Origin of the sequence: Pseudomonas sp. RW409 (genome assembly GCF_003184125.1) — a bacterium.
GTDB classification, from domain to species: domain Bacteria; phylum Pseudomonadota; class Gammaproteobacteria; order Pseudomonadales; family Pseudomonadaceae; genus Aquipseudomonas; species Aquipseudomonas chlororaphis_I.
Map to the genome: position 1 here is coordinate 362374 of NZ_QHHP01000041.1, position 26241 is coordinate 388614.

The following is a 26241-nucleotide window of genomic DNA, read 5'->3' on the forward strand; positions in this document are numbered from 1 at the left end:
TTCCTTTGTTTTGAGCCGAGAGAGAAGATGGCGTCCGTCAGTGCCGCTCTTGTGAGCCGCACCCCTGCCCAGCGGAGTCTGCCATGCACGCCATCAAGCTCTACAACTTCCCCCGTTCCGGTCATGCCCATCGCGTCGAACTGATGTTGTCGCTGCTGGGGCTGCCTGTTGAGCTGGTCTTCGTCGATCTGGCGAAAGGCGAGCACAAGCAGGCGGACTTCCTGGCGCTGAACTCTTTTGGCCAGGTGCCGGTGATCGACGACCAGGGCGTGGTGCTGGCCGACTCCAACGCGATCCTGGTGTATCTGGCGCAGAAGTACGGCCAGGGCCGTTGGTTGCCCAGCGATCCGGTTGGCGCGGCACGGGTCCAGCGCTGGTTGTCGGTGGCGGCGGGACCGATTGCCTTCGGCCCGGCGGTGGCGCGGCTGATCACCGTATTCGGCGCGCAGCGCAACGCCGAGGAGGCCATCGACCGCTCCCATGCGTTGCTCAAGGTGGTCGAGCAGGAACTGACGGCCAGCCCTTACCTGGTGGGCAGCGAACCGACCATCGCCGATATCGCCGGCTACAGCTACATCGCCCACGCCCCCGAGGGCAATGTGTCGCTGGTGGATTATCCACAGGTCCGCGCCTGGCTGGCGCGCATCGAAGCCTTGCCCGGCTTCGTCGGCATGCCGCGCACCGCGGTGGGTCTGCAAAGCGCCTGAACCTGGCGGCCCGGCACCTCCCGGGCCCGCTGACTGCTGCGTCATCGACGCAGGGGAGACTCATGATGAATACCGAATCCCCCTGGCACGCAGGCGAAACCCGCCTGCAAGCCCAGGCCGGCGTGGCCGAGCGCATGGAAGTCGTCGGGCGCAAGGTGATCCGCAGCGAGATGCCCGACCAGCACCGGCAGTTTTATCAACAGCTGCCGTTCATGCTGCTCGGGGCTGTGGATAACCAGGGCAACCCCTGGGCCAGTGTGCTCGAAGGGGCTGTCGGTTTCGCCCACTCGCCAACCCCTGGGCGGCTAAGGCTCGACAGCCTGCCAGCCGCCGAAGACCCCGCCCAGCTGACGCCGGGCGCGGCCATTGGCCTGCTGGGCATCGAGCTGCACACCCGGCGGCGCAACCGCCTCAACGGGCGGATCGTCGAGCTGGACCACAGCGGTTTTGCCCTGGGGGTCGAGCAGTCCTTCGGCAACTGCCCGCGCTACATCCAGCTGCGTCAGTTCGAGTCGGTGCCGCTGGCCGCGCACCGGCCGGTACAGCGCCTGAACGTGCTGGATGAAGAGGCGAGGGCGATGATCCGGAGCGCCGATACGTTTTTTGTCGCCAGTTACGTGGAGGTCGAGGGACGGCTCTGGGTCGATGTTTCCCACCGCGGCGGCCCGGCCGGTTTCGTGCGGGTCGAGGGCAACCGCCTGAGCATTCCGGATTTCGCCGGCAACCTGCACTTCAACACCCTGGGCAACCTGCTGCTCAACCCCCGCGCCGGCCTGCTGTTCATCGACTTCAGCCGTGGCGACCTGCTGCAGCTCAGCGGGCGCACTGAAGTCGTGCTCGACGACCCGCAGATCGCAACCTTCCCGGGCGCCGAGCGCCTGTGGCGCTTCGAGGTCGAACAACTGGTGCGCCGGCCTGCGGCGCTGGCCCTGCGCTGGCACCAGAGCACAAACCTGTAGGAGCGAGGCTTGCCCGCGATGGTCGTTAACGATGACGCGTGTTGACTGGGTAAACGCGGCGCTCTCAAGTCCATCGCGGGCAAGTCGGATCGCCGCCCGCTCGCTCCTACAGACCAACATCAGGCATAGGACAGGGCTTTTTCCTCCAGCAGCTCCTGGTACAGCTCGCTCCACCTGCGACCCATCTCGTCGGCGGTGAACAGCTGCCGGTAACGGGCTTCGGCCTTGAGGCCCATTTGCGCGGCCTGTTCCGGGTTGTCCCAGAGCTGGCGCATGGCGGCGCGGAAGGCCAGGGGATCGCTGGGCGGCACCACCAGGCCGGTTTCGCCATGGATATTGATATAGCTGGTGCCGGTCCCGATCTCGCTGGAGATCATCGGTTTGCCGTACATCGCGCCTTCGAGCAACGAGATGCCAAACGCCTCGGAGCGCAGGTGCGAAGGGAAGACGATGGCGTAGCTCAGTTGCAGCAAGGCCACCTTGTCTTCATCCCCCAGGCGGCCGAGGAAATGCAGGTTGCGCAGGCCCAGGGCCGCGGCCTGGGCATGCAGCTCGGCCTCGAGCGGGCCGGCGCCGACGATCACTACCGGGTAGTCCACGTCCTTGAGGGCATCGAGCAGGATGTGCAGGCCCTTGTAGTAACGCATCACCCCGACGAACAGGAAAAAACGCTCGCCCAGGCGCTGGCGCCACCGGGCCATGCGTTCGCTATCGGGCTGTGGATAACCGGCCTTGTTCAGGCCGTAGGGGATGACCCGGGTCTTGTCCGGGAATTGCTGCAGCACATCGCTGGTGTGCAGGTAGTTCGGCGACGCGGCGACGATCCGGTCGACACTGCCCAGGAAGCGATTCATCAACGGCCGGTACAGCTTGAGCAAATGGCGCTGGCGGATGATGTCGGAGTGGTAGGTGGCCACGCAGGGCTTGTTCATGCCACTCACGAAATGCACCAGGTCCATGAACGGCCAGGGGAAGTGGTAGTTGACCACGTCGGCTTCGGCAGCCATTTCGCGAAACTGCTTGAACACGCTGTAGGAGAAACCGGTGGAGGCGAACTGTATGTCGAGCTTGGCCCGGTGCACCTCATGCTGACCGAGCTTGAGTATCGCGGGGTGCGGGTCGGCGCTGAGGGTCAGGACCTGGCCTTCGATACCCTGTTGGGCGCCGCTTTCGCAGAGTTGGAAGATGACCTGTTCGATACCGCCGACCGAGTCAGGCAAATAGGTTTTGAAGAAATGTAAGACCCGCATTCAGCCTCCTATAGCCTGACGGTAGGTGCGCGCGGTGATCTGCGCGCAGTGCCTCCAGGAGAAAAGCCCGGCTTGTTGCAAACCCGCTTCGCGGCATGCCTGCCAATGGGGCTCATCGTCGATCAAGCGAAGCATAGTGCTGTTCAAGCCATGCACATCGCCAGGCTCGACATAATTGCCGGCCATACCCGCGACTTCCGGCATGGCTGAACGCCGTGTCACTACCACCGGCGTGCCACTGGCCATGGCTTCCAGGACCGGAAGACCGAAGCCTTCATACAGCGATGGAAAGATCAGCGCCCTGGCTCCGGCCACCAACTGCGCCACCTGTTCGTCCGGCAGGTAGCCCAGCAGTCGTACATGGCCGCTGGCCAGGGCCTTTTGCAGGGTGTCGCTGAATTGTCCTTGCTCCCAACCCGCCATGCCGACGATCAGCAACGGATAACGTTGGCGCAGCGCTGGCGGCAGCTGTTCGTGGGCCTGCAGGGCCTGGGACAGGTTCTTGCGTGGTTCCAGCGTGCCGACGCACAGGAAGTAGCCTTGAGGCTGCAGGCCATGGACTGCGAGGCTGTGTTCCAGCTCGGCATGCCCGCGTGGATGGAAGCGCGGGGCGACGCCCAGAGGCGCCACGACAAAGCGATCGCGCGGCAGGCCGAAATAGTCCTGGGCTTCATCGGCGATGAACTGCGAGTCCGTCAGGATCAGTCGCGCCTGTTCCACGCCTGCGCCAAGACGCCGCTCGATTTCCTTCAAGCGGGCCGGCGGCTGGGTCGAGGGGTAATGCAGGTGAGTCAGGTCATGCAGGGTCATCACGGTCGGGCCTTCGAACTCCAGCGGCCACAGGCTGGGCTCATGGTAGAGATCGATCGCTGCAGGCTGCCCCTGGTCGAAGCGTCGCTGTTCCAGCCAGCGCCGGGCCTGGTAGGCCCCGGGGATCTGTCGCAGCCAAGGGGCCACTTGGGAGTAACCCGGCATGGCCGCCGCCGGCAGCTCGGGGCTCCAGCCCCAGCCGTGGAACAGTGACAACTCCAGCCCCTGTTCGGTGACCAGGGCCGAGGCCAGTTCCGCTACGTAATGACCGATACCGGTGCGGGGCGACTGGAGAATGCGCGCGTTAAGGGCTATCCGCATCGTGCGTCTCCATGACCGAGGGGGCGTGGTTCCTGTGGAACACAATGCGTTCGACCAGTTGGGTACTGGCTTCTCGCCAACCCAGCCAGCGCCAGTCATCGACATGGCGGGCCGCGGGAAACACGCCGCTGGTTTCCTGCTGGATGACCAGGTCGGCCAGGCTCTGCGGATCGTTCAGGTCGAAATAGGCCATGAACTCGCCGCCGATCTCGCGAAATACCGGGATGTCGCTGCCCATGGCGGGCAAGCCGCGCTGCATGGCCTCCACCAGAGGCAGGCCGAACCCTTCGACATAGGAGGGGAACACCAGCGCCGTCGCCTTGGAATAGGCGTACTCCAGGCTGTTGTCGTCCAGGGAGTTGAACATGAACAGGCGCCGGTTCAACTCCGGGTGCCGGCGAATCCGCTCGATCAGCGCCTCGCACTTCCAGCCGATGCGCCCGGCGATGCACAGGCGAGCCTGGGAACCGCTGGCCCAGACGCGCTCGAAGGCGTCGAGCAGGAACCCGTGGTTCTTGCGGGGTTCGATGGTGCTGACCATCAGGAAGACCGCTGCCTGGCCCTTGAACAGCTGGGCCAGGTCCGGGTTGATCCGAGCGTTTTCACTGCACTGGTCCAGTTCCGAACCCAGGTGGAAATAGTCGAACCAGCGCTGTGCCACCTGTTGGCGCCCGACCCGGCGGAGCATCTCTTCGCGGACCTGGTCGCGGATCGTCGCGGAAATGGCGATGTAGCCGTCGGCGGTGCGCGCTATCCAGTCGAACCAATGGTTGAACACCCGGACCAGCCCGGCGTCGCAGAACTGCGGGTGGGTCAGGGGGATCAGGTCGTAAATCACCGAGACGATACCCACGCCATCGCGCTTGAGTTGTTCGGCCAGGGGAAAGAAGTCGGCATGCCAGGATGAGTCCAGCAACACCAGTTGATCGCCCGGTTGATGTTGCAGCGGTACGCAGCGCTGGGGGATTTCCCGGGTGTTGAGGAACCGGTTGCACAGCCGCAACGGAATGCTGAAGCAGACCAGGGCGGTCAAGCGGCACGCCACATAGAGCAAGCGGCGCGCAAGGTAGGAATCGAAGGGTTTGCGTCGCTCCAGGGTGCGGTGACGCAGCCAGAAGACGTTGGCCATCTGTTCCAGGCGCACCCGCAACCCCATCAGGTTCCAGCGCTCGGGTTTCAACGGCTTCAGGCTCAATACCCGCAAGAGCTGGCCCTTGAGCATGACCACCGGAATGCATTCGACCGAGGCATCGGCCGCGGGCAGTTCACGGATAACGTTGCGCACCACACGCTGGATGCCCGAGTTGGTCTCGGGGTGTTCGAACACATAGGTGCATTCAATCAACAGTCGGGTCATGGAGCGGCTCGCTGAGGCATTGACTGAGTGGACTTCGACGGTGAGCGGACAATGCTGGTCCGCGCCTGCAGCCAGGAACAGCCGACGAAGTCTTCCTGGCGGTTGTTGATGACGTGGAAGACCAGGCCGTAGTCGCGCCATTCGAAGTTGCGATCCAGATGCGAATCCAGCCGTGACAGGCTCAGGGCCACCGAGTAGTTACCCTTGCCCAGGCCCATGGTGAAGGCAAAGCGGAAGGTGATCTTCTCGCCGGCGCTCAAGTCGGTCAGGGCCTGGTCCAGGCGATGGGTGTTGATGCCATACATGGGCTGGCCGAGACGGTCCTTGATCATGAAACCCAGTACCAGCCGTTCGATGTCCTGGCGTACCTCGACCTGTACTTCCAGCACCACCGGCTGGCCGACTTCGGCCATTTCGATCGAGCGCTCGCGCTCGTCACGCAGGTGCACACTGAGGATCCCGGCTTCGCCGGTGCCGGAAATGGTCCGCACCTGGCCGTTGGCGAGCATTTCCTGGCGCACCGTCTGGCCTTCGCGTTCGGCGAGCATGGCGTTGTAGTAGTCCATCACCTCTTCCGGCTTGCCGTGCATGGCCACACGGCCCTGCTCGAGCAGGATCGCGGTGTCGCAGATCGACTGGATTGCCGAGCGGTCGTGGGAAACGATCAGCAGGGTGGTGCCGGCGCGGCGAAAGCTGCGGATGCGCTCGAAGCTCTTGTGCTGGAAGTAGGCGTCGCCCACCGACAGTGCCTCGTCGACGATCAGGATGTCCGGGCGCCGGGCCGTGGCCACGCTGAACGCCAGGCGCATCTGCATGCCGCTCGAATAGGTGCGTACCGGGTGATCGATGGCCTCGCCAATTTCGGCGAAGGCTTCGATTTCTGCCATCAGGGCTTCGATTTCCTCGACCTGCATGCCCAGCAACTGGCCGGCCATGACCGCGTTCTGGCGCCCGGTGAAGTCCGGGTGAAAGCCCATGCCCAGCTCCAGCAACGCCGCCACCCGACCGCGCAGGTGGATCTCGCCGCAGGTCGGCTGGGTGGTGCCGGTGATCATTTTCAGCAAGGTGCTTTTGCCGGCGCCGTTGACCCCGACTATGCCCACGGCCTGGCCCGGCTCGATCTCGAAGTCGACGCCCTGCAGCACCCAGTGCAGGTGATGGCGCGGCCTGGAAAACGGAATCATCCACTCGAACAGCCGGCTCCAGCGGTTCGGGTACTGCTTATAGGCCTTGCCCAGGCCAGTGACGCGTATATGTCCCATCAGAGCTCATCCACCATTTCACCGACGCGCTGGCGGAAAAGCCGCAGCCCCATGGCACAGAACAGCAGGCTGATCACCAGCATCGGGGTCAGCGAGCTCCATTGCGGCCACTGGTCGTACAGGAACAGGTTCTGGTAGCTGTGCATCAGCGCGGTCAGCGGGTTGAGCGCCAGCAGGCGCTGGATCGACTCGGGCAGGATGCTGATGGGGTAGACGATGGGCGTCAGCCAGAACCAGAACTGCAGGAAGATGCCGAAGAACTGCGCTACATCGCGAAAGAACACGTTCAGCACTCCGAGGATCATCCCCAGGCCGGTGCAGAACAGCACCTGCAACAGCAGCAGCGGGATCAACGCCAGCAGCGCCAGGCCCGGCAGGCGCCCGGTGATCAGCAGGAAGCCGAGGAACAGGCCGAGGATAATCGCGAAGTTGATGCCGGCGTTGAGCAGCACGATTACCGGCAGGCAGATGCGCGGGAAGCTGATCTTCTTCAGCAGGTTGGCGTTTTCCAGGAACATGCTCTGGCTGCGCAGGGTCAGCTCGGAAAACAGGCCCCAGGTCAGCAGCCCGGCGCACAGGTAGACGCTGTAGGCCAGGCCGTCCTCCACCCCCGGCAGGCGGGCGCGCATCACCTGGGAAAAGATCACCGTGTAGACGACGATCATCGACAGCGGGTTGAGCACGGTCCACAAGGCGCCGAACAGCGAGTTGCGATAACGCGCCTGGAACTCGCGCTGCACGCTGCCGAGGATGAAGCCCCGGTAGCTGCGCAGCGAGCGGTACAGATTGAGCAGCATCAGGCCGTCCTGCCGTATTGGTCTTCGAAGCGGACGATGTCGTCCTCGCCCAGGTACTCGCCGCTCTGCACTTCGATGATGACCAGGTCGATCACCCCCGGGTTCGCCAGTCGATGCTTGTGCCCGGCGGCGATGAAGGTGGATTCGTTGCTGTTGACCAGGTGCGAGCCGTCGCCGTTGTTGGTGACCATGGCCGTGCCCTTGACCACCACCCAGTGTTCGTTGCGATGGTGGTGCATCTGCAGCGATAGCGCCGCGCCCGGCTTGACCACGATTTTCTTGATCTTGAAGCCCGGGCCTTCCTCCAGCACGGTGTAGCTGCCCCAGGGCCGACTGACCGTGCGATGCAGGCGATAGGACTCGTGGTTGCGGTCCTTGAGCTGCCGGGCCACCTGGCGCACGTCCTGGGCGCGGTCGGCGTGGGCCACCAGGATGGCGTCGGCGGTCTCGACCACGATCAGGTTGTCGACGCCGACCGTGGCGATCATCCGGCCTTCGCTCTGCACGAAGTTGCCGTGGCTGTCGATGAACAGGGCTTCGCCGGTGGCGCGGTTGTCCTGGGCATCGGCGTCGACCAGGGCGCTGATCGCGCCCCAGGAACCGATGTCGCTCCAGTCGAACCGGGCGGGCACCACCGCGACCTGGTCCGAAACCTCCATCAATGCATAGTCGATGGAAATGTCCGGCATCTCGGCGAAATGTTCCGCCGACAATTCATGCTGGAGGATGCGCCCGGTTTCCACTGGTGTGCTCGCGGCCAGGCAGGCGCGGCCCAGTTCCAGCAGCTCGGGGGCGTGCTGTTGCAGCTGCTCCAGCAGCGTAGCGACAGTGAAACAGAACAGGCCCGAATTCCACAGGAACCGGCCGCTTTCCAGGTAGCCCAGGGCGGTCTTCAGGTCGGGCTTTTCCACGAAGCGCTGCACCCTGGCGGCGCCCTGGTCGTCGAGAGCGTCGCCTGACTCGATATAGCCAAAGCCGGTTTCCGGCGTGTTCGGGGTGACGCCGAAGGTAACCAGATGCCCGGTTTCGGCCAGTTGCGCGGCATGGGCGACCGCGCTTTTGAAGGCTTCTTCGTTGCGGATCAGATGGTCGGCGGGCATCACCACCAGGGTCGCCTGGTCACCATGCCGGGCCTGCACGGCCAGGGCTGCGATGGCGATGGCCGGGGCGGTGTTGCGGCCCGAAGGTTCGAGGATGAAATGCCCGAGGTGCCGCTCCAGCCGGGCGGCCTGGAAATGATCCTTGCTTTGAAAGAAGTGGTCGCGGTTGGTCACGGTGACGATGTCGCCGCTGCCCGCCAGCAACCCGGCGGCGCGGCGGTAGGTCTTGCCCAGCAGGCTCTGGCCGTCGGGCAGGATCATGAAGGGCTTGGGATGACCTTCGCGCGAAACCGGCCACAAGCGGGTCCCGGCACCGCCGGAAAGAATCACTGGAATCAGCATGCCTTACTCCTTGGCGACGCGTTTCATGTCCGCATCCATCATCATGCGGATCAGGGTTTCCAGATGGGTCTTGGGTTTCCAGCCGAGTACCCGTTGGGCCTTGGCCGGGTTGCCCAACAGCACGTCGACTTCCGCGGGGCGGAAGAACGCCGGGTCGATTTTCACGTAGTCACGGTAGTTCAGGCCGACGTGTTCGAAGGCGATCTGGCACATCTCGCGCACGGTGGTGGTGACGCCGGTGGCTACCACGTAATCATCGGCCTTGCCTTGTTGCAGCATCAGCCACATGGCTTCGACATAGTCGCCGGCGAATCCCCAGTCGCGCTTGGCGTCGATGTTGCCCAGGCGCAGCTCCTGCTGCTTGCCCTGTTTGATCCGGGCGGCGGCGTCGGTGACCTTGCGGGTCACGAACTCGATGCCGCGCAGGGGCGATTCGTGGTTGAACAGGATGCCGCTACTGGCATGCAGGCCGAAGCTCTCGCGGTAGTTCACGGTGATCCAGTGTCCGTAGAGCTTGGCCACGCCGTAGGGGCTGCGCGGGTAGAACGGGGTATTTTCGTCCTGCTGCTCGGCCTGGATCAGGCCGAACATTTCACTGGTGGAGGCCTGGTAGAAGCGGGTGTGCGGGCTGAACTGGCGGATCGCCTCGAGCAGGTGGGTCACGCCCAGCCCGTCGACGATGCCGGTGGTCACCGGCTGGTCCCAGGAAGCGGCGACAAAGCTTTGCGCCGCCAGGTTGTAGAGTTCGTCGGGCGCCGCCTTGATCACCGCCCGTTGCACGGAGCAGGCGTCGGCCATGTCGCCATCCAGGTAGCGGATCTCGCCCTCGATGCCCATCTCACGCAAGCGCCAGCGCGAGTCGCTGCTGCGTCGCGCCACCAGTCCGTGAACCTGATAGCCCTTGTCCAGCAGCAACTTGGCCAGATAGGCGCCGTCCTGCCCGGTGATCCCTGTGATCAGTGCACTTTTTGTCATTCTTGTCGTACCCGTGACTCCCAGTCGGACAGGATCGCCCGCAGGGATTGTTTTATTGTGGTTTCGGGCGTCCATCCGGTGACGGCTTGCAGCCTGGCGTGACTGCCACAGACACGACGCTGTTCTGCCCGTCGCAGACGGGCGGGGTCTTGAACCAGTTCCATTTCGACCTGAGCGATGTCCGCCAACTGCTGGATCAGGCTGCGGATGCTGTGCTCCTGGCCGGAGCAGATGTTGTAGACCTGGCCCGGCACGCCACTGCGCAACAGGGCCAGGTAAGCGTTCACCACGTCAGCGACATCGAGGAAATCGCGGGTGACGTCGATATCGCCGACCTCCAGCCGCGGTGCCTGCAGGCCGTGCTTGATCCGGGCGATCTGGCGCGCGGCGCTGGCGACGGCGAAGCTGTCCAGCTGACCGGTACCGATATGGTTGAACGGTCTGGCCACCATCACGGGCCAGCCTTCGCTCATGCCCCACTGCAGGCACAGGAGTTCGGTCGAGGCCTTGCTCACCGCATAAGGATTGCGCGGGGAGGGCGGCTGGCGCTCGTCGATGGGCAAGTCGTTTTCGCTGACCTGGCCGTAGACGTCACCGGAGCTGACGTACAGGAAGGTGCCGCTGAAGCCACGGGCTTTCAGCGCTTGCAACAGGTTGAGGGTGCCCAGCAGGTTGATCTGCAAGGTCCGGGCAGGATCGCGGAAGGCTTCGGGGACGAAGGTCTGGCCAGCCAGGTGAATCACCGCATCCGGCAACTCGGGCCACAGGTCTTGCAGGCTTTGCGGTTGGGTCAGGTCGAAGGGCGGCGCGGGCAACAGTTCCCAGCCTGAATCGGCAGCGCCCAGGCGGGAGCGTAGATGACGTCCCACGAATCCATTCAGGCCCGTTACAAACAGACGCTTTTTCAAGCAGCAGCCTCTTTAGACGGAGGCTTCGGCAATATTTGGACACATAATTCATGTGAGAAATACGAAAACTCTGCTATTTCCCAGGGCCTTTCTATTGACGAAGCTTGTTGTAGTTGTTTGGCAGTCAATCTGTGCCAATTGCGCGGCAATTTCAATAAGTCCTACCGTGACCGGTAAGTTCTCGTTTTCCAGCATAGGAAAAATCTTGTTCTGAGGTTCCCGAATCTTAAACGGATGTGTTTAGAATGCCCCTCGTCTCGACCCAAAAACGATCAGGATGGCTGTCTCGGCGCCATGCAAAACTGACCAATAGAACAAGAACGTAGACGGGCATGAGAACGATGGATGCACGCCCACCAACACTGGCGTGGTGCCATGGCTCTACCGTCATTGTGTGAAGGTGCCAGGATGGCGGCTTCATCGTGAGATGCCATGAATTTCATTCTTTATTCGGATGTGAACGACGGCTCCATCAGCCAGAGCCTCGGGCGTCCGGAATACAGCTATTACTTCGTGCTCAAGGCCTATCGCCCGGTGCTGGAAAGCCTTGGGCGCGTTCATGTGGTGCAGACGCCCGCCGAGGTCGATCGGCTGTATCACGAGCTGCGGCTCAAGGGCGAAGACAGCCTGTTTCTTTCGTTCACCCCACCCCAGAAAACCCCGGTCGACCTGGACTGCCCGACCCTGTGCGTGGTGGCCTGGGAGTTCGATTCGATCCCCCACGAATACTGGGATAACGACCCGCACCAGGACTGGAGCCGCACCCTTGGCCGCCATGGCCGGGTGATCACCCTGTCCAGCCATACGGCCCGGGCGGTGCGGCGGGTGCTGGGTGAGCATTTCCCGGTGCTGGTGCTGCCTACCCCGTTGTGGGAGCGCTTCGACGGCGTCCGCGGGCAATACCCCAACGTCCCGGTCAACGCCGGCACTACCTTGCAAATCAAGGGCTGCATCATCGACAGCCGGACGCTGGGGCTTTCCGCCGATGGCCTGATCGCGCCGGTACTGGAAGAAGTGCCACCGTCTCCTGCTCCAGTCGAAGTCGAGGCCGAAATCGTCGCAGCCCCGCCGCTGACCGCCAGGCGCCGGCTGTTCATCGCCAAGCACTATCTGCGCGAATGGTATCGGGCGCTGGCCGGCGGCGAATGGCGCCGGCCGTTGTTCATCAGCAAGCACTACATTCGTGAATGCTACCGCGAGGGGTTGCGTGACCGGGTCCCCGAACGCCTGCGGGCGTTGATGGCCAAGCCAGGCCCGGAGCACGTTGTGCCAGCGCCACCTGCGCCTGAGCCAGAACATCCCCAGGCCGTCCTCCCGGCCACCGACCAGCAGGTGGAGTTCCAGGTCGATGGCGTGGTCTATGTCAGCGTGTTCAACCCCGACGACGGCCGCAAGAACTGGCATCAGTTGATCACCGCGTTCTGCTGGGCGATGCGCGACACCGAAGACGCCACCCTGGTGTTGAAGATGACCCAGAACGACCTGTCGACCTATTACGTCGAAATGCTGACCCTGCTGTCGCAGCTGTCACCCTTCAGCTGTCGGGTGGTGGCCATGCACGGTTATCTGGACGACGAGCAATTCGCCCGGTTGTACGGCGCGGCCAGTTTCTACGTCAACGCCTCGCGCTGCGAAGGCCTGTGCCTGCCGCTGATGGAGTTCATGGCCTGTGGCAAACCGGTGATCGCGCCGCTGCATACGGCCATGCTGGATTACATCGACGAAGAGGTGGCCTTCGTCGTCAAGTCCAGCCAGGAGCCGGCGATCTGGCCGCAGGACTCGCGCATCCTGTTTCGCACCCTGCGCCACCGCCCGGACTGGGGCTCGTTGAAAACCGCCTACCAGGACAGCTACCGCATGGCCAAGGAAAACCCCGTGGGCTACCAGTCGATGTCCCTGGCCGCGGCCCGGCGCATGCAGGAATACAGCAGCTTCGCCAGCGTGCAGGGGCGCCTGCGGGACTTCTTCGCCCTGACCCCGCTGACCGAGGCTGACGGCGCGTCCTCCCTGGCTGTGGCGGGTAACGCCTGATGCTGATCCTCATCCATTCGGAAACCAATAAGAGCAACATCCAGCAGAACCTCGGCCGCCCCGAATACAGCTACTACTTCGTGCTCAAGGAGTTCCGGCCGGTGCTGGAGCGCCTGGGCCAAGTGCTGGAGGTCAGCAACCCCGACGAGTTGGTGGACCGCCTGTATTTCGACTGCCAGAGCCGCGGCGAGGCGTGCATTTTCCTGTCGTTCTCGCCGCCCCATCGCACGCCCAACCATTACGCCTGCCCGACCATCCCGGTGTTCGCCTGGGAGTTCAGCACCATTCCCACCGAAAGCTGGCAGGGCGAGCCGCGGCATGACTGGCGGCTGGTCCTGGGCACCGCGGGCGCGGCAATCACCCACTCCAGCTTTACCGTGCGAGCGGTGCGCGATGTGATGGGCGAGGACTATCCGATCTGTGCGATCCCGGCCCCGGTCTGGGATCGCTTCGCCCGCCGTGGCGAGCAACTGGGCAAGCAGGCGCGGGCGTCCCGGGTGACCCTCAATCTGCATGGTCTGTTGCTCGACAGCCGCACCCTGGACCTGAACGCCTACGGTCCGAGCACGCTGCGCGAAGGCACGCCGCTGGTGCTCGATACCCAGGCCCGCGATTGCCAACTGCTGCTCGACGGGGTGGTCTACACCTCGGTGTTCAACCCCTACGACGGGCGCAAGAACTGGCAGGACATGATCAGCGCGTTCTGCACCACCTTTCGCGACTGTGCCGACGCCACCCTGGTGCTGAAACTGACCCACCACGATATCGGCAACGCGCTGGCCGACATGCTGCACCACCTCTACAAGAACCAGTCCTACCAGTGCCGCATCGTGCTGATCCACGGCTTCCTGTCCGATCCGGACTACGAGCGGCTGGTGGAGGCCACCTGCTATGTGGTGAATTCCTCGTTCGGCGAAGGGCAGTGCCTGCCGCTGATGGAGTTCATGTCCTGCGGCAAGCCGGCGGTGGCGCCGTGCAACACCGCGATGGCCGACTACATCGACCACGACAACACCTTCATCGTCGACTCCACCGACGAACTGACCGCCTGGCCCCACGATCCGCGGGCCGCCTATCGGACCCTGCGCTACATCACCAACTGGGATTCGCTGTGCTCGGCCTATCGCGCCAGCTACGACGTCGCCCTGCAGGACCCGGAGCGTTATGCACGGATGTCGACCCATGCGATCGAAAGCCTGCGGCGTTTCTGTAGCCAGGCCACGGCCGAACAGCGCCTGGGTGAGTTCTTCCGGCAGGTGCTGGAGCGGCGCAAGGCACCTGCCACCCCCGGGCTTCCCGCGTGATGCGGGCGTTTCTGCGGCGTTTGCGCAGGGGCGCGCCGTTGCCTGCGCCGCTGCTGGCCGAAGCGCCCAGGCCCGCGGTTTCCCCCCGCGATTGCGGCTTGCGCGACGCCCTGCTCGACGGCTGGTTCCGTTCTGAAACCGGCGAGCTGCTCAAGGGCTTTGCGATTACCGCTGAAGACACCCTGCTCGATGTCGGCTGTGGCGAGGGCGTGGCCACGCTGTTCGCGATGCGCCAGGGCGCTTCGGTGATTTTTACCGACAGCGAGTTCGACAAGGTGCGCGAGCTGGCCCGGCAAGTCGCCGAGCAGTCGGACGTGCCTGCCCTGGGGCTGGTCAGCAACAGCCTGCCGTTGCCGCTGGCCCAGGGCTGCGCCAGCAAAGTGGTGTGCATGGAAGTGCTGGAACACATCGAACAACCCGCGCCGTTTCTCGCCGAGCTGGTGCGCATGGGCCGCCCCGGCGCGCAATACCTGATCAGCGTTCCGGACCCGGTGGGCGAGCATCTGCAGAAGGGCATCGCGCCGCCCGGCTATTACCGCGCGCCGAACCATGTGCAGATCTTTTCCCGCGAAGGCTTTGGCCAGATGATCGAGGCCGCCGGGCTGGTCATCGAACACCGGCAGGCCACGGGCTTTTTCTGGGTCATGGGCATGATCTTCTTCTGGGCCAGCGAACGGGCCGCCGGCCGCGAGCCGCCGGGCGCCGTGCGCGACCGGATCCAGGCGCCGTACCCGGCGCTGATGGAAGGCTGGGCACGGACCTGGGAAGAACTGCTGGCGCAACCCGACGGGCTGGCGATCAAGCAGGTGCTGGATGGCTTCATGCCGAAAAGCCAGGTCATCATCGCCCGCAAGCCGCTGTCTGGCGCAGTGGCTGAGCCGTCTTGAACGACAAGCGGATCATGGACATCGAGCTGCTGCGGGGCATCGCGGTGCTGGGCGTGGTGTTCCATCATCTGCAAGGCAGTCTGTTTCGCGACGGGCTCGCCTGGCTGGGCAGCGTCGCGGCCTACGGCCAGTTCTGGTGGGGTGTGGACCTGTTCTTCGCCATCTCCGGCTTTGTCATCGCCCGCAGCCTGGTCCCGCAACTGCGCGCCTGCACCAGCGCCGCGCAGTTCTGGCAACGGACCCGCGACTTCTGGATTCGCCGCGCCTTCCGCCTGTTGCCTTCGGCCTGGTTGTGGTTGCTGCTGATATTGCTGGCGACCCTGTTTCTCAATCGTTCGGGGGCCTTCGGCAGCCTGCACGCCAACCTGTGGGCCACGGTTGCCGGCCTGTTGCAGTTCGCCAATTTGCGGTTCGCCGACAGCTTTTTCCACTATGAGTACGGCGCCAGTTTCGTCTACTGGAGCCTGTCGCTGGAGGAGCAGTTCTACCTGTTGCTGCCGCTGCTGGTGCTGTTATGCCGCAAGTACCTGGCCTGGGCGTTGCTGGCGCTGGTACTGGTGCAGGTCCTGACCCTGCGCTCGGCGCTGCTGATGGTCATCCGGACCGACGCCATGGCCCTCGGCGTATTGCTGGCGCTGTGGACGGCCCGCGGCAGCTACCGGCACTGGGAGCCAAAGTGGCTGGGACGGTATCCGGGGCTCGGCCCGCTGCTGTTGATCCTGTCGTGCCTGGGCCTGGGCTGGTTGGCGACCGATGGTTTTAATGTCACCCGTTACCGGGTTGGCGCCCTGGCGGTGCTCTGCGCGCTGTTGGTATGGATCGCTTCCTACAACCGTGACTACCTGTTGCCCCGCGGCCTGCTGAAAAGCCTGTTGGCCTGGGTCGGCAGCCGTTCCTACGGGATCTACCTGATCCATGTCCCGGTGTTTCTGCTGGTCCGCGAAGCCTGGTTCCGCCTGGCGCCCCTGGGCACGACCGGGCTGAACGAGCAGCCGCTGCTGGCAATGGCCTGCGCCGCGGGCCTGCTGCTGTTGCTGAGCGAACTCAACTACCGTGTCATCGAGTTGCCCCTGCGCAATCGGGGCGCCGAGCTGGTGCAACGCCTGGGTCCATCCCGTTCTCCCGTTCCCTCCACTGGAGTCACTTCATGCTGAGCCTTCTGAAAAAACTCACGGCGAGCGCTCCTGCGGCCGTGACGCCCGAGACACCGCCGCCGGCCAAGGTCGATCCGTACATGCTGGGCCTGCAGGACGCCATGCTCAGCGGCTGGTTCAACCAGGAAAACGGCGAGTTGTTCACCGGCTTTCCGGTGACGGCCGAGGACACCCTGCTGGATGTCGGCTGTGGTGATGGCGGTAACGTGCATTACTGCGCGATGCGCGGGGCGAAGATCATCATTGCCGACATCGATGCGGCCAAGGTCGAGGCGACGCGCCAGCGCCTGAGCGATACGCCGGCCCGCGGCGTCGAATGCCATGTCACCGACTGCAATCCGTTGCCGATCGCCGACGGTACCGCCAGCCGTGTGGTGTCCACCGAGGTCATCGAGCATGTGGACGACCCGGCGCAGTTTCTCTCCGAACTGGTGCGGGTCGGCCAGCCAAGCGCGCTGTACCTGTTGAGCGTGCCGCACCCGAGCTCCGAGGACCTGCAAAAGGACATCGCCGCGCCCGAGTATTTCCAGAAGCCCAACCATATCCGCATCATCAGCGAAGAACAGTTCAAGCAGATGGTCGGCGACGCCGGGCTGGAGGTGCTCAGCCATAGCCAGTACGGCTTCTACTGGTCGATGTGGATGCTGCTGTTCTGGGAAGCCAAGGTCGAGTTCAGCAACCCCGACCACCCATTGCTCGACCAGTGGGCCAGCACCTGGCAGACCATCCTCAACTCGCCGCGCGGCGTGCAGATCAAGCACGCGCTGGACGCTGTGGTCGCCAAGAGCCAGGTCATCATTGCCCGCAAGCCGGCCTGAACCGGCGCGGGCTTTTGCCCGCTTGAATGAGGCAGGACGCAAGCTTTTGTAGCCGCTGCCGCAGGCTGCGATAAGGCCGCAGGCCTTCAGCGATCTTTCGGCCTTGCGCGCCCTGCGGTCGCGATCGCAGCCTGCGGTAGCGGCTACAGGGTCTGCTTCAGGCCTGTTGCACGAAAGTCAGGCGCAGGGCGAAGCCGATCAGCAGGCTGCCGAACAGCCATTGCTGGACCCGCTGGGCGGCGCGGTTGTGCGCCAGCCAGCGGCCGATCCAGGCGCCGGCCAGGGCGTAGGCGCTGTCGAACAGCAACCCCACCAGCACCAGCAGCAGGCCGAGGCTGGCGAACTGCGCCGCCACGGGGCCGGCCTGCGGGTTGATGAACTGTGGCAGCAGCACCGAGCAGAACAGCAGCGCCTTAGGGTTGAGCAGGTTGGTCAGCAGGCCGCGGCGGATCGCTTCGCGCCAGCGCAATGCGCTCGCGGCTTCGCCGTTTTGCAGGCTGGGCAGCAGGTTGACCCGCAGGCACTGCACGCCAAGCCACAGCAGGTAGGCGGCCCCGCCCAGGCGTACCACTTCGAAGGTCCAGGGCGCGGCCTTGAACAGGGCGGCCAGGCCCAATGCCGCCAGCGCCACATGGCAGCCCCGGGCGATTGCCAGGCCTGCCGCGGTGGCCAGCGCCAGGCCCTTGCCCTGGCGGGCGCCGGTTTGCAGCAGCAGGATCATGTCGGGGCCGGGCAGCAGATAGACCACCGCCAGCGCCAGGAAAAACATCCAGAGTTGTGCCACCTTGCCACCCCTTTCGTTGTCGATTCGGTAGCCAGAGTCTAGGGCCGAAGGGCAGGGCAGGTGCTTGCGTAGTCAGCCAGCATGAGGGCGGAAATTGGCATAATCTTCCGTCTGGACATGGAGTGACTATCGGAAAATGCCAAAAATGAAACTGGACGCCTACGACCGCAAGATTCTCGCCGCCCTGCAGCGCGACGGCCGCCTGAGCAACGTGCAACTGGCGGAGGAGATCGGCCTGTCGCCCTCACCCTGCCTGCGCCGGGTACGGATGCTGGAAGAAGCCGGGGTGATTCGCGGCTACCAGGCCAACCTCGATCGCGATGAAGTGGGCCTGGGGCTGACGGTGTTCGTCGGGGTCAAGGTCGAGCGGCACACCGACGAGCATTCCGAAGCCTTCCACAAGGCGGTGACGGCGCTGCCGGAGGTGCTTTCGGCGTTCCTGGTGTCCGGCGAGTCGGACTTTCTGCTGCAGGTGGTGGTGCCGGACCTGCGCGCCTACGACCGCTTTCTCACCGGCAGCCTGCTGAAACTGCCGGGCGTCAGCGATATCCGCAGCAACTTCGCGATCCACACGGTGAAGACCCCGGGGGCGCTGCCGCTGGGGCATTTGCCGACCTGACGCGATCATCTGTAGCCGCTGCCGAAGGCTGCGATCGCGACCGAAGGGCGCGCAGGGTCTGAAGATCGCTGAAGGCCTGCGGCCTTATCGCAGCCTGCGGCAGCGGCTACAGGCTCTACATCTGCGTCGCCATCCCCTCGACATCCATCGCCGCCTGGCGCAATGCCTCGGAGCGGGTCGGGTGCGGGTGGCAGGTCAGGGCGATATCTTCGGCCGAGGCGGAAAACTCCATGGCCACGCAGTATTCGCCGATCATTTCGCTGACGCTCGGTCCTACTAAATGCACGCCGAGGATTTCATCGGTCTGCGCGTCCGCCAGGACCTTGGCGAAACCTTCGGTCTCATGGTTGATCTTGGCCCGGCTGTTGGCCGTGAAAGGGAACTTGCCGGCCTTGTAGGCCCGGCCCTCGGCCTTGAGCTGCTCTTCGGTCTTGCCGACGCTGGCCAGCTCCGGTTTGGTGTAGATCACACTGGGGATCAGGTTGTAGTTCACTTCACCGGCCTTGCCGACAATCTGTTCGATACAGGCCATGGCCTCGTCCTCGGCCTTGTGGGCGAGCATCGGCCCGGACGTGACGTCGCCAATCACCCACACGCCAGGGGCCTCGGTGCGGTGCTGGCGGTTGGCGAGCATGCCTCGCGAGTCGGTGCTCAGGCCGACGTTCTCCAGCCCCAGGCCCTGGGTATAAGGCCGGCGTCCGATGGCCACCAGCACGTAGTCGGCTTCCAGCAGCTGCGCCGTGCCGCCCGCCGCCGGCTCGATGCTCAACTGCACGCCGTTGGCCGAGGTGCTGGCGCTAGTGACCTTGGTGCCGAGCTTGAAGGCGATCCCCTGTTTGCCCAGGGCCCGTTGCAGGGTCTTGCCGGCTTCGCCATCGACGCCGGGGCAGATGCGGTCCAGGTACTCGACCACCGTCACCTGGGCCCCCAGGCGCCGCCAGACCGAGCCCAGCTCCAGGCCGATCACCCCGGCGCCAATCACCACCAGGTGCCGGGGCACTTCGCTGAGGGACAGCGCGCCGGTGGAGTCGAGGATGCGCCGGTTGTCGATCTCCACCCCGGGCAACGGTGTCGGCTCGGAGCCGGTGGCGATCACGATGTCCTTGGCCTGCAACCGGGTCTTGCCGCCGGCGCTGTCGGTCACCGTGACCTGGCCCGGGCCGTCGATATGGCCCCAGCCCTTGATCCAGTCGACCTTGTTCTTGCGGAACAGGAACTCGATGCCCTTGGTCAGGCCCGCCACGCTGTCATCCTTCTGCTTCATCATCTGGGCCAGGTTGAGGCTGGGCTTGACCTCGATGCCCAGTTCGGCGAATTCCTTGCCCATGGCCGCGTCGTACAACTCCGAGGCATGCAGCAAGGCCTTGGACGGCATGCAGCCGACGTTCAGGCAAGTACCGCCGAGGGTGGCGCGGCCTTCGACACAGGCGGCCTTGAGCCCCAGCTGGCCGGCGCGAATGGCGGCGTTGTAGCCACCGGGACCCCCACCGAGGATGACGACGTCGTAGCTGCTCATGGCTGTTCTCCTGCGATCGCAAAGACGGGTTTAAAGGTAGTCGAGCAAAAAATTATGACCGTAATATGAGCGTGCAAAGGGCTGGCGGTCAAGCAGGGGTGTTCACATTCCTTGTAGGAGCAGCCGGTCGACGCTCGATTGCTCGCGATGGCATCGACGCGGTCCTGCCGTTGAATCGCGTTGGCCGCATCGCGAGCAAGCTTCGCTCCTACAGAAGAAGAGGGGGTGGGGTGTTCAGGTCCACCAGTAGCGCACGAGGTGGAAGAAGATCGGCGCGGCGAAACACACCGAGTCCAGGCGATCGAGCATGCCGCCGTGGCCTTCGATCATATGGCCCCAGTCCTTTACCCCGCGGTCGCGCTTGATCGCCGACATGACGATGCCGCCGGCAAAGCCCAGCAGGTTGATCAGCAGGGCGATCAGGAACGACTGCCAGATAGTGAACGGGGTGATCCACCACAGCGCGCCGCCGATCAGCGAGGCCAGCAGGATGCCGCCGACAAAACCTTCCACGGTCTTGGACGGCGACAGCCGGGGGGCGATCTTGCGTTTGCCGAAGAGTTTTCCACAGACGTACTGCAGCACGTCCGACATCTGCACCACGATCACCAGGTAGGCGATCAGCAGCAGGTTGCGCCCTTCGTAGCCGGCGATATCCAGGGTCAGCAGCGCCGGCACGAACGACACGCAGAACACCGCGATCATCAGCCCCCACTGGACCTTCGAGGCACGCTCCAGGAAGTGCGTGCTGTCGCCGCCCAGGGACGCGAGGATCGGCAGCAGCAGGAACACATAGACCGGGATGAAGATCGAGAACAGCCCGTACCAGTCGAAGTAGATCAGCAGGTATTGCACGGGCAGGGCCAGGTAGAACGCCGCCACCAGCGCCGGGTAGTCGCTGCGCCGGGTCGGCATCAGGGTCAGGAACTCGCGCAGGGCGTAGAACGAGACGGCGTAGAACAGCAGGATCACCGCGCTGGTGCCGAGCCAGAAGGCGACGCCGATCACCAGCACCATCACCCACCAGGCGTTGATGCGCGCGTTGAGGTTGTCGATCACCGAGCTCGGCGCGCCACGGGTGCGCAGCTTGAGCAGAAAACCGATCAGCGAGGCCAGCACCAGTACCGCGCCGATCCCGCCGAACAACATCAGGGTTTGCCTATCCATCTCAAGAATGCTCCGGGGCCATGGCCAGCAGCGCTGCGCGGCTGCGTTCGAGGAATTGCTCTTTGCTTTCGCCGTCCTCCAGGGACAGCGGCGCGCCGAAGCTGGTGGTGCATAGAAGCGGCAGGGGCAGGAAGCGGCCCTTGGGCATCACGCGGTTGAGGTTGGCGATCCACACCGGAATCACCTGGGCCTGTGGGTAACTTTTCGCCAGGTGATAGATGCCGCTCTTGAACGGCAGCAGGCCTTCCTCCTCCAGGTTGCGCGTGCCTTCGGGGAAGATGATCAGCGAATCGCCGTTGGCCAGGGCGTCGAGCATCGGCTGCAAGGGGTTATCCACAGGCTCCTTGCGCTCGCGGTCGATCAGCACGCCGTTGAACACGCGGTTGATGATGTAGCGGCGCAGCGGGCGGGTCTGCCAGTAATCGGCGCCGGCCACTGGCCGCGTCACCTTGCGCAGCGCGGGCGGCAGCGAGGCCCAGAGCAGCACGAAGTCGCCGTGGCTGCTGTGGTTGGCGAAGTAGATACGTTGCACCGCCTGCGGCCCGCAACCGAGCCACAGGCTGCGCGCCCCGGTGATGGTGCGGGCGGCGGAGGTGATGAGGGTGGCGACCAGGGGTTCGAGCATGAGAATTCCTTATCCGGCGATGGCCAGCCAGGGGCTGGCCAGGATGAAGCCCAGTGTCAGCAGTACTTGCGCCGCCAGCAGCCAGGCCTGGCGACGCAACAGGTTGAGGGCGCCGCGGCTGCGTTGTTGCCATGGGCGGCCGCCGGCGGTCGCCGGTTGCAGGCCGAGGGCGCTCAGCGCCTGGTCCAGCGCGGCGCTGCGTTCGGCCAGCGGCAGCGGGCTGTCCGCCACTCGCTGGAACAACTCGGCATCGAAGGCCACCCGCAGCGCCCAGTACTTTTGCAGCACTCCCAGGAGCAGCAGGGCGACGCTCAGGGCAATGGCCCAGGGGGCGGACGCGCCGAGCAACCACTGGCCGAGGCCAAGCAGGGCGCCGAGCAGTGTCAGGCCTGTGGATAACAGGTCCAGCGAATGCCCGCGGCGCAACAGGCTCGCCACCGCATGCAGTTCCATATCAGTGGCCATGCACCTTCCCCTGGGCTGTGGATAAAGGCTCCAGGGCCCGGCGGTGCGCGGGTTGCAGGACGATCTGCGGGCGTGCGCGACGGATCTGCACGATGGCCGCATCGACGCTGGCGGCGCGGCCTGTGTACAACAGCCAGGCGGCCACGGCGGTGGCACTGCGCGAATAGCCCAGGGCGCAGCAGACCAGCAGCGGCGCGTGCTCGCGCAGGCTTTCGATGGCTTGCGCGGCCTCGCGGCATTGCGCGGTGGTGGGCGCGGTCAGGTCGAGCACCGGCACGCAGCGATAGGCCAGGTGACGGCCGTCCATGGACAGCTCGGCGCACAGGTCGACCACCGCGCTGAACGGGCTGTCCTGCAGCTCGCCCGGGGTCGGGATGCGCCCCAGCCAGACGTTATCCACAACCTCGTCGGGCTGTGGATGCTTGCGGGTCCACAGCCGGGAATTGGTCCAGGCCGCCGCCAGGTAAGGCGCCAGCAGCCAGCGCGTGGCGTTGCTAAGGCGGCCGTCCGCGCCTTTCTGGAAACCCTTGGCGTCGAACAATCCGTAGTTCAGCGCCACCAGCAGCAGGGCCACGGCGGGCCACAGCAGCCACAGCCAGGTTGCGGCGAAGGCCAGGGCCGGCACGGCAAACAGCAGTGCCCCCAGGGCATAACGCAACGCCAGGCGCCAGCGCTGGCGATCGCGAGCCAGGCGCAGGTTCTGCAGCATGCCGGGACGGTCCAGCGGCCACAGCCAGACGCACAGCCAACCGGCCAGGGCGCCTGTGGGCAGGTCGATAAAGTGGTGTTGATAAGTGGTCAGCACCGATACGCCGATCAGCGCGAACCAGCCGTGCACCAGCCAGCGCCAGATGCCCTGGACATGCCGCGCATAGCAGACCCACAGCACCACCAGCAGCGCGATGTGCAGCGACGGCGCCTGGTTGAACGGCTTGTCAAAGCCGGCCAGCACGTCGAACAGCCAGCCGAACAGGCCATCCAGCTCCGGGCGCTGGAAGGTGAAGCGCAACGGCCAGAGCAGGAAGCAACTGACCGCGATGACTTGCGCGGTCAACAGGCGCAAGGCGTGGCGCTTGAGTTCTTCGCGGCTGGTGGGCAGCAGCAGGGAAAAGCCGTACAGCAGGTCGATCGACCAGTAGGGCACGATGCTCCAGGCCCAGAACGGCATCTGCCGCTCCCAGTCGAACACCAGGCTGCCGACCTCGGCCCGTTGCGAGGTGACCCAGGTGGCGAAGCCGTAGGTGCCGAAAAACAGCGGCGCCAGCAGCAACAGCCAGAGCACCGCGGGTTTCAGCAGGCCGGGCTCACGGGTGTATGTCGCGGCGACCGTCATCATTGCACCCGCTGCGCCAGCGACACGCTGAAAATGCCCCACTGGTCGACGCGCAGGGTGATCCGGCGGAACCCCGCGGCTTCCACCAGTTGGTCCATCTCGGCCTGGGTCCGCCGGCGCATGACCCAGGCCTGCCCCGCGCGATGGCTGGTCAGGGCGCGGGCGATCAGCTCCAGCTGCGGGTGCCACGGCTGCCCGGTGTAGACCAGGTAACCGCCGGGCTCCACGGCGGCGGCCAGGCCCGCCAGGGAGTCGCTGACCATCTGGTTGTCGGCGAACAGCTCGTACAGGCCGGACACCACCGCCAGCGTCGGCTTGGGCTTCAGGGCTGCGAGGTCGTTGCGGTCGAAGGCGTCGGCCTTGACGAAGCGGGCAATCTGGCCCAGGCCTTTCTCGGCGATCAGCGCGCTGCCGTCGCGCACGTTGATGTCGCTGTAGTCGCGCAGCAGGATCGATTCCGGCAGCGGGCTGACGCCCTGCAAGGCTTCGAGAATGTAGCGCCCGTGGCCGGCGGCGATGTCGACGATGCGCACTTCGCGCTGCTGGGCGCGCAATTTCTCCATGGCCAGGCGCAGCAGTTCTTCCACATGCAGCTTGCGTTGGCGAATGCCGCGCCAGCCGATGGAGTTCAGGTAGTTGCGGTCGATCATCCGGCCCAGGGCCGAAGTGCCGGTCGCCTGGTTGCGGTACACGTAGTCCAGGGTGCTGCCGGAGTCGAAACCGGTGTCGAAGCCCAGCTTGACCCCGGCCGAGAGCTGGCTGCCCAGGCGCATGCTGGCGCGGGTCAGGCGCCAGTAGAGGTCGCGCAGGGAGTTATGCGGCAGCGGTGCCGCCAGTGCCTCGGACTCGGCGCAGGTCAGGCCCAGGCGGTCGGCGTCGAGCAGGGAAGGGCGGTTCAGCGGCCGCGCGAAGTTCTGCAGGATGAACCGTCGGGCGCTGGCGACGGCCGGGGCCCGGGCTTTCTCGCCGAGGGTGTCGTGGAAGAAGCCCGGCAGGATGTGTTTTTCCTTGTGCAGGCTGCCCAGGCGCTCGAAGAACTGCTCCTGGGGTCGGCGATGGACGACGAAGTCGGCGCCGGAGATCAGCAACTGGGTCGGCACCTGGATCGCCTGGGCGTCGGCCACCACCCGCTCGGCGGCTTCGTACAGGCCGAGCAGCACGTTCACCGAGATCGCCTTGGTGATCAGCGGGTCGCTGTCATAGGAGGCCACCCGCGCCGGGTCGTGGCTGAGGAAGCGCGCCTTGACGTAGCTGTTGACGAAAAAGTTGCCGCGAAACCGCCGCATCAGCGCCAGGCCCGGGCGGGCGAAAGGCACGTAGAGCTTGACCTTGAACGCCGGCGACGCCAGCACCAGGGCGCGGATGCGCGGTGCGTAGTCATGGACCCAGGTGGATGCGATCACCGCGCCGACGCTCTGGGCCACCACGGCCATGTGTTCTTCGTCGATGCCGTGGCTGGCCCGCAGGTGATCGCAGAAGGTCTGCACGTCGCGCACGCTGGTGGCGAAGCTCGGGCTGTCGCCCCGGGCGCCGGGCGACTGGCCATGGCCGCGGGCGTCCCAGGCGAAGAAATCGAAGGCCGGCAGGTCCAGTTCGTCCACCAGATGGGCGATGCGCGCGGAGTGTTCGTGGCCGCGGTGGAACAGCAGCACGGCCTGGCGCGGGCCGTCCGCGGGGGCGGCGGTGGCCGGCCAGTGGCGGTAGAACAGCTCGACGCCGTCGTGAGTGGTGAAGGTCTGGTGGAGAGCTTCGCGCATGGCAACTTCCTTATTCTGAGGGGGCGTTTTGCTGCATTTCTTGTTGCGGCACGTCTTGCTGTCGTGCTTCGAGCAGGCCCTGGCGAACCCGGTTGATCAAGGTGTAGACCAACAACGCGGCGACCACCGCCAGCAGGCCATTGATCCAGGCGGCGCTGAGCCAGCCCAGGGCGATGCCGGTGGCCAGCACGCCGAGTACGAACGCCCGGTCGCTCTTGCCCATGGGGCCGTCGTAGCGACGCGAGGCGCCGATCATCGGCCCCAGCACGCCGGCGTATTCGCTGAACAGCGCCAGCAGCGTCACCAGCAGGACCAGCGGCAGGCTGACGCCGGCAATCAGCGCGAAAGGCAGGATCAGCGCGCTGTCGGCAATCACGTCGCACAATTCATTGAGATAGGCGCCCAGGCGCGATTGCTGGCCGAATTCCCGGGCCAGCATGCCGTCGATGGCGTTCAGCGCCATGCGCAGGATCATCCACAGCGGGATCAGGATGAACAGCCAGAGGTGGTTGGCGAAACTGCCGATCAGGGCCCCCACCAGCACCGAAATCACCCCCGCCAGCACGGTGATCTGGTTGGCCGTGGTGCCGTTGTCGTACAGGCGCTGGACCCAAGGCCGCAGCAGGTTCTGGAAGCGCGGTTTGAGCTGGTAGATGGAGAGCATGGCTGGACGTTTCCTTGTCACAAAGTGGGCCACGGATTATGGCCACAGATCTCGCGGGCTGGCATCAGCGCAGCAGCGGTTTTCCCCGGCTTTGTGACGCGCTCATGGCAAATAAAGGCATAGGTAAGCGACGAAAATTTCACTACTATCGTTATATCGTAACGATTTGTGACAAATACAGCGGCCTGCCGAAGAGTTATCCACAGGCCGGAACGGGTTAACGACCAGCGTTGGGGTGGTATGCAAGTCGATCTTGAGACTGAAGGGGCGGGGGTCGAAGCCTTGCCGAGGTTTCAGCGGGCGGCCTTTCACGAGCGCCGTCTGAAGCG

Annotated in this window: 25 protein-coding genes; 8 read left to right on the top strand and 17 right to left on the bottom strand. The window is 64.8% G+C overall.

What is annotated here, in order from left to right; translation table 11 throughout:
• Nucleotides 1-83: 83 nt before the first annotated feature.
• Both DK261_RS22080 and DK261_RS22085 read left to right on the top strand, forming a co-directional pair.
• The gene (locus DK261_RS22080) at nucleotides 84-707 is read left to right on the top strand and encodes a glutathione S-transferase family protein (RefSeq protein WP_110176369.1); all 624 of its coding nucleotides are present in this window, start codon (nucleotides 84-86) and stop codon (nucleotides 705-707) included.
• A 65-nt stretch (nucleotides 708-772) separates the two neighbouring features.
• Nucleotides 773-1666: a pyridoxamine 5'-phosphate oxidase family protein gene (locus DK261_RS22085; protein WP_028683600.1), complete on the top strand. Its 894-nt coding sequence runs from the start codon at nucleotides 773-775 to the stop codon at nucleotides 1664-1666.
• A gap of 119 nt (nucleotides 1667-1785) precedes the next feature.
• Here DK261_RS22085 and DK261_RS22090 read toward each other — a convergent pair whose 3' ends face one another.
• Genes DK261_RS22090 through DK261_RS22125 form a run of 8 tightly spaced genes read right to left on the bottom strand, consistent with a single transcriptional unit; the run spans nucleotide 1786 to nucleotide 10788 of the window.
• Nucleotides 1786-2916: a glycosyltransferase family 4 protein gene (locus DK261_RS22090; protein WP_016703964.1), complete on the bottom strand. Its 1131-nt coding sequence runs from the start codon at nucleotides 2914-2916 to the stop codon at nucleotides 1786-1788.
• Nucleotides 2917-4047, bottom strand: coding sequence for a glycosyltransferase family 1 protein (locus DK261_RS22095; protein WP_110176371.1), 1131 nt, complete (start codon nucleotides 4045-4047; stop codon nucleotides 2917-2919).
• On the bottom strand, nucleotides 4031-5404 hold the full coding sequence (locus DK261_RS22100; RefSeq protein ID WP_041987931.1) for a glycosyltransferase family 1 protein: 1374 nt from the start codon (nucleotides 5402-5404) through the stop codon (nucleotides 4031-4033). The genes DK261_RS22095 and DK261_RS22100 overlap by 17 nt, the downstream gene beginning before the upstream one ends.
• Nucleotides 5401-6666, bottom strand: coding sequence for an ABC transporter ATP-binding protein (locus DK261_RS22105; RefSeq protein WP_041987934.1), 1266 nt, complete (start codon nucleotides 6664-6666; stop codon nucleotides 5401-5403). Before DK261_RS22105 ends, DK261_RS22100 begins: the two co-directional genes overlap by 4 nt.
• Nucleotides 6666-7463, bottom strand: a complete 798-nt coding sequence (locus DK261_RS22110; protein ID WP_009051674.1) for an ABC transporter permease — start codon at nucleotides 7461-7463, stop codon at nucleotides 6666-6668. Before DK261_RS22110 ends, DK261_RS22105 begins: the two co-directional genes overlap by 1 nt.
• The gene (locus DK261_RS22115) at nucleotides 7463-8905 is read right to left on the bottom strand and encodes a mannose-1-phosphate guanylyltransferase/mannose-6-phosphate isomerase (RefSeq protein WP_110176373.1); all 1443 of its coding nucleotides are present in this window, start codon (nucleotides 8903-8905) and stop codon (nucleotides 7463-7465) included. Before DK261_RS22115 ends, DK261_RS22110 begins: the two co-directional genes overlap by 1 nt.
• Before the next feature lie 3 nt (nucleotides 8906-8908).
• A complete protein-coding gene (gene gmd, locus DK261_RS22120) occupies nucleotides 8909-9880 on the bottom strand; it encodes a GDP-mannose 4,6-dehydratase (protein WP_007924592.1) in 972 nt (323 codons plus the stop codon).
• Nucleotides 9877-10788 (bottom strand): GDP-mannose 4,6-dehydratase, encoded by a 912-nt coding sequence (locus tag DK261_RS22125; protein ID WP_009051672.1) that lies wholly within the window; start codon nucleotides 10786-10788, stop codon nucleotides 9877-9879. The genes gmd and DK261_RS22125 overlap by 4 nt, the downstream gene beginning before the upstream one ends.
• A gap of 432 nt (nucleotides 10789-11220) precedes the next feature.
• Between DK261_RS22125 and DK261_RS22130 the strand changes: the two genes are divergently transcribed.
• Genes DK261_RS22130 through DK261_RS22150 form a run of 5 tightly spaced genes read left to right on the top strand, consistent with a single transcriptional unit; the run spans nucleotide 11221 to nucleotide 16982 of the window.
• The gene (locus tag DK261_RS22130; protein ID WP_110176375.1) at nucleotides 11221-12819 is read left to right on the top strand and encodes a glycosyltransferase; all 1599 of its coding nucleotides are present in this window, start codon (nucleotides 11221-11223) and stop codon (nucleotides 12817-12819) included.
• Nucleotides 12819-14123, top strand: coding sequence for a glycosyltransferase (locus DK261_RS22135; protein ID WP_110176377.1), 1305 nt, complete (start codon nucleotides 12819-12821; stop codon nucleotides 14121-14123). The genes DK261_RS22130 and DK261_RS22135 overlap by 1 nt, the downstream gene beginning before the upstream one ends.
• Nucleotides 14120-15010: a methyltransferase domain-containing protein gene (locus DK261_RS22140; protein WP_371923100.1), complete on the top strand. Its 891-nt coding sequence runs from the start codon at nucleotides 14120-14122 to the stop codon at nucleotides 15008-15010. Before DK261_RS22135 ends, DK261_RS22140 begins: the two co-directional genes overlap by 4 nt.
• Entirely contained in the window at nucleotides 15007-16164 is a 1158-nt protein-coding gene (locus tag DK261_RS22145; RefSeq protein WP_028683609.1) for an acyltransferase, read from the top strand. The genes DK261_RS22140 and DK261_RS22145 overlap by 4 nt, the downstream gene beginning before the upstream one ends.
• Nucleotides 16158-16982, top strand: a complete 825-nt coding sequence (locus DK261_RS22150) for a bifunctional 2-polyprenyl-6-hydroxyphenol methylase/3-demethylubiquinol 3-O-methyltransferase UbiG (RefSeq protein ID WP_110176381.1) — start codon at nucleotides 16158-16160, stop codon at nucleotides 16980-16982. The genes DK261_RS22145 and DK261_RS22150 overlap by 7 nt, the downstream gene beginning before the upstream one ends.
• A 157-nt stretch (nucleotides 16983-17139) precedes the next feature.
• Here DK261_RS22150 and DK261_RS22155 read toward each other — a convergent pair whose 3' ends face one another.
• Nucleotides 17140-17766, bottom strand: a complete 627-nt coding sequence (locus DK261_RS22155) for a LysE family translocator (protein ID WP_110176383.1) — start codon at nucleotides 17764-17766, stop codon at nucleotides 17140-17142.
• Between the two features lie 145 nt (nucleotides 17767-17911).
• Between DK261_RS22155 and DK261_RS22160 the strand changes: the two genes are divergently transcribed.
• Entirely contained in the window at nucleotides 17912-18385 is a 474-nt protein-coding gene (locus tag DK261_RS22160) for an Lrp/AsnC family transcriptional regulator (RefSeq protein ID WP_007927641.1), read from the top strand.
• A gap of 115 nt (nucleotides 18386-18500) precedes the next feature.
• Here DK261_RS22160 and lpdA read toward each other — a convergent pair whose 3' ends face one another.
• From lpdA to DK261_RS33385, 8 genes are all read right to left on the bottom strand, one after another.
• The gene (gene lpdA, locus DK261_RS22165) at nucleotides 18501-19901 is read right to left on the bottom strand and encodes a dihydrolipoyl dehydrogenase (protein ID WP_016703974.1); all 1401 of its coding nucleotides are present in this window, start codon (nucleotides 19899-19901) and stop codon (nucleotides 18501-18503) included.
• 234 nt (nucleotides 19902-20135) lie between these two features.
• Nucleotides 20136-21068, bottom strand: coding sequence for a phosphatidate cytidylyltransferase (locus DK261_RS22170; RefSeq protein WP_009051663.1), 933 nt, complete (start codon nucleotides 21066-21068; stop codon nucleotides 20136-20138).
• Nucleotide 21069: 1 nt separating this feature from the next.
• Nucleotides 21070-21693, bottom strand: a complete 624-nt coding sequence (locus DK261_RS22175) for a 1-acyl-sn-glycerol-3-phosphate acyltransferase (RefSeq protein ID WP_009051662.1) — start codon at nucleotides 21691-21693, stop codon at nucleotides 21070-21072.
• A 9-nt stretch (nucleotides 21694-21702) separates the two neighbouring features.
• Entirely contained in the window at nucleotides 21703-22158 is a 456-nt protein-coding gene (locus tag DK261_RS22180) for a hypothetical protein (RefSeq protein WP_110176385.1), read from the bottom strand.
• Entirely contained in the window at nucleotides 22148-23491 is a 1344-nt protein-coding gene (locus DK261_RS22185) for a phosphatase PAP2/dual specificity phosphatase family protein (protein WP_101284246.1), read from the bottom strand. Before DK261_RS22185 ends, DK261_RS22180 begins: the two co-directional genes overlap by 11 nt.
• Nucleotides 23491-25248: a bifunctional alpha/beta hydrolase/class I SAM-dependent methyltransferase gene (locus DK261_RS22190; protein WP_110176387.1), complete on the bottom strand. Its 1758-nt coding sequence runs from the start codon at nucleotides 25246-25248 to the stop codon at nucleotides 23491-23493. Before DK261_RS22190 ends, DK261_RS22185 begins: the two co-directional genes overlap by 1 nt.
• Before the next feature lie 10 nt (nucleotides 25249-25258).
• The gene (locus DK261_RS22195) at nucleotides 25259-25912 is read right to left on the bottom strand and encodes a CDP-alcohol phosphatidyltransferase family protein (RefSeq protein WP_041987965.1); all 654 of its coding nucleotides are present in this window, start codon (nucleotides 25910-25912) and stop codon (nucleotides 25259-25261) included.
• Between the two features lie 102 nt (nucleotides 25913-26014).
• Nucleotides 26015-26241, bottom strand: a 227-nt coding sequence (locus DK261_RS33385) for a hypothetical protein (protein WP_218278183.1), incomplete at its 5' end; no start/stop codon positions are given.

Excerpts from the sequence above, each read along its gene's own strand:
- DK261_RS22185 (WP_101284246.1), bottom strand. The coding sequence starts at position 23,491 with ATGACGGTCGCCGCGACATACACCCGTGAGCCCGGCCTGCTGAAACCC.
- DK261_RS22115 (WP_110176373.1), bottom strand. The coding sequence starts at position 8,905 with ATGCTGATTCCAGTGATTCTTTCCGGCGGTGCCGGGACCCGCTTGTGG.
- DK261_RS22085 (WP_028683600.1), top strand. The coding sequence starts at position 773 with ATGAATACCGAATCCCCCTGGCACGCAGGCGAAACCCGCCTGCAAGCC.
- DK261_RS22135 (WP_110176377.1), top strand. The coding sequence starts at position 12,819 with ATGCTGATCCTCATCCATTCGGAAACCAATAAGAGCAACATCCAGCAG.
- DK261_RS22080 (WP_110176369.1), top strand. The coding sequence starts at position 84 with ATGCACGCCATCAAGCTCTACAACTTCCCCCGTTCCGGTCATGCCCAT.
- DK261_RS22175 (WP_009051662.1), bottom strand. The coding sequence starts at position 21,693 with ATGCTCGAACCCCTGGTCGCCACCCTCATCACCTCCGCCGCCCGCACC.
- gmd (WP_007924592.1), bottom strand. The coding sequence starts at position 9,880 with ATGACAAAAAGTGCACTGATCACAGGGATCACCGGGCAGGACGGCGCC.
- DK261_RS22095 (WP_110176371.1), bottom strand. The coding sequence starts at position 4,047 with ATGCGGATAGCCCTTAACGCGCGCATTCTCCAGTCGCCCCGCACCGGT.
- DK261_RS22180 (WP_110176385.1), bottom strand. The coding sequence starts at position 22,158 with ATGGCCACTGATATGGAACTGCATGCGGTGGCGAGCCTGTTGCGCCGC.
- DK261_RS22090 (WP_016703964.1), bottom strand. The coding sequence starts at position 2,916 with ATGCGGGTCTTACATTTCTTCAAAACCTATTTGCCTGACTCGGTCGGC.
- DK261_RS22110 (WP_009051674.1), bottom strand. The coding sequence starts at position 7,463 with ATGCTGCTCAATCTGTACCGCTCGCTGCGCAGCTACCGGGGCTTCATC.
- DK261_RS22100 (WP_041987931.1), bottom strand. The coding sequence starts at position 5,404 with ATGACCCGACTGTTGATTGAATGCACCTATGTGTTCGAACACCCCGAG.
- DK261_RS22160 (WP_007927641.1), top strand. The coding sequence starts at position 17,912 with ATGAAACTGGACGCCTACGACCGCAAGATTCTCGCCGCCCTGCAGCGC.
- DK261_RS22190 (WP_110176387.1), bottom strand. The coding sequence starts at position 25,248 with ATGCGCGAAGCTCTCCACCAGACCTTCACCACTCACGACGGCGTCGAG.
- lpdA (WP_016703974.1), bottom strand. The coding sequence starts at position 19,901 with ATGAGCAGCTACGACGTCGTCATCCTCGGTGGGGGTCCCGGTGGCTAC.
- DK261_RS22105 (WP_041987934.1), bottom strand. The coding sequence starts at position 6,666 with ATGGGACATATACGCGTCACTGGCCTGGGCAAGGCCTATAAGCAGTAC.
- DK261_RS22130 (WP_110176375.1), top strand. The coding sequence starts at position 11,221 with ATGAATTTCATTCTTTATTCGGATGTGAACGACGGCTCCATCAGCCAG.
- DK261_RS22195 (WP_041987965.1), bottom strand. The coding sequence starts at position 25,912 with ATGCTCTCCATCTACCAGCTCAAACCGCGCTTCCAGAACCTGCTGCGG.
- DK261_RS22170 (WP_009051663.1), bottom strand. The coding sequence starts at position 21,068 with ATGGATAGGCAAACCCTGATGTTGTTCGGCGGGATCGGCGCGGTACTG.
- DK261_RS22150 (WP_110176381.1), top strand. The coding sequence starts at position 16,158 with ATGCTGAGCCTTCTGAAAAAACTCACGGCGAGCGCTCCTGCGGCCGTG.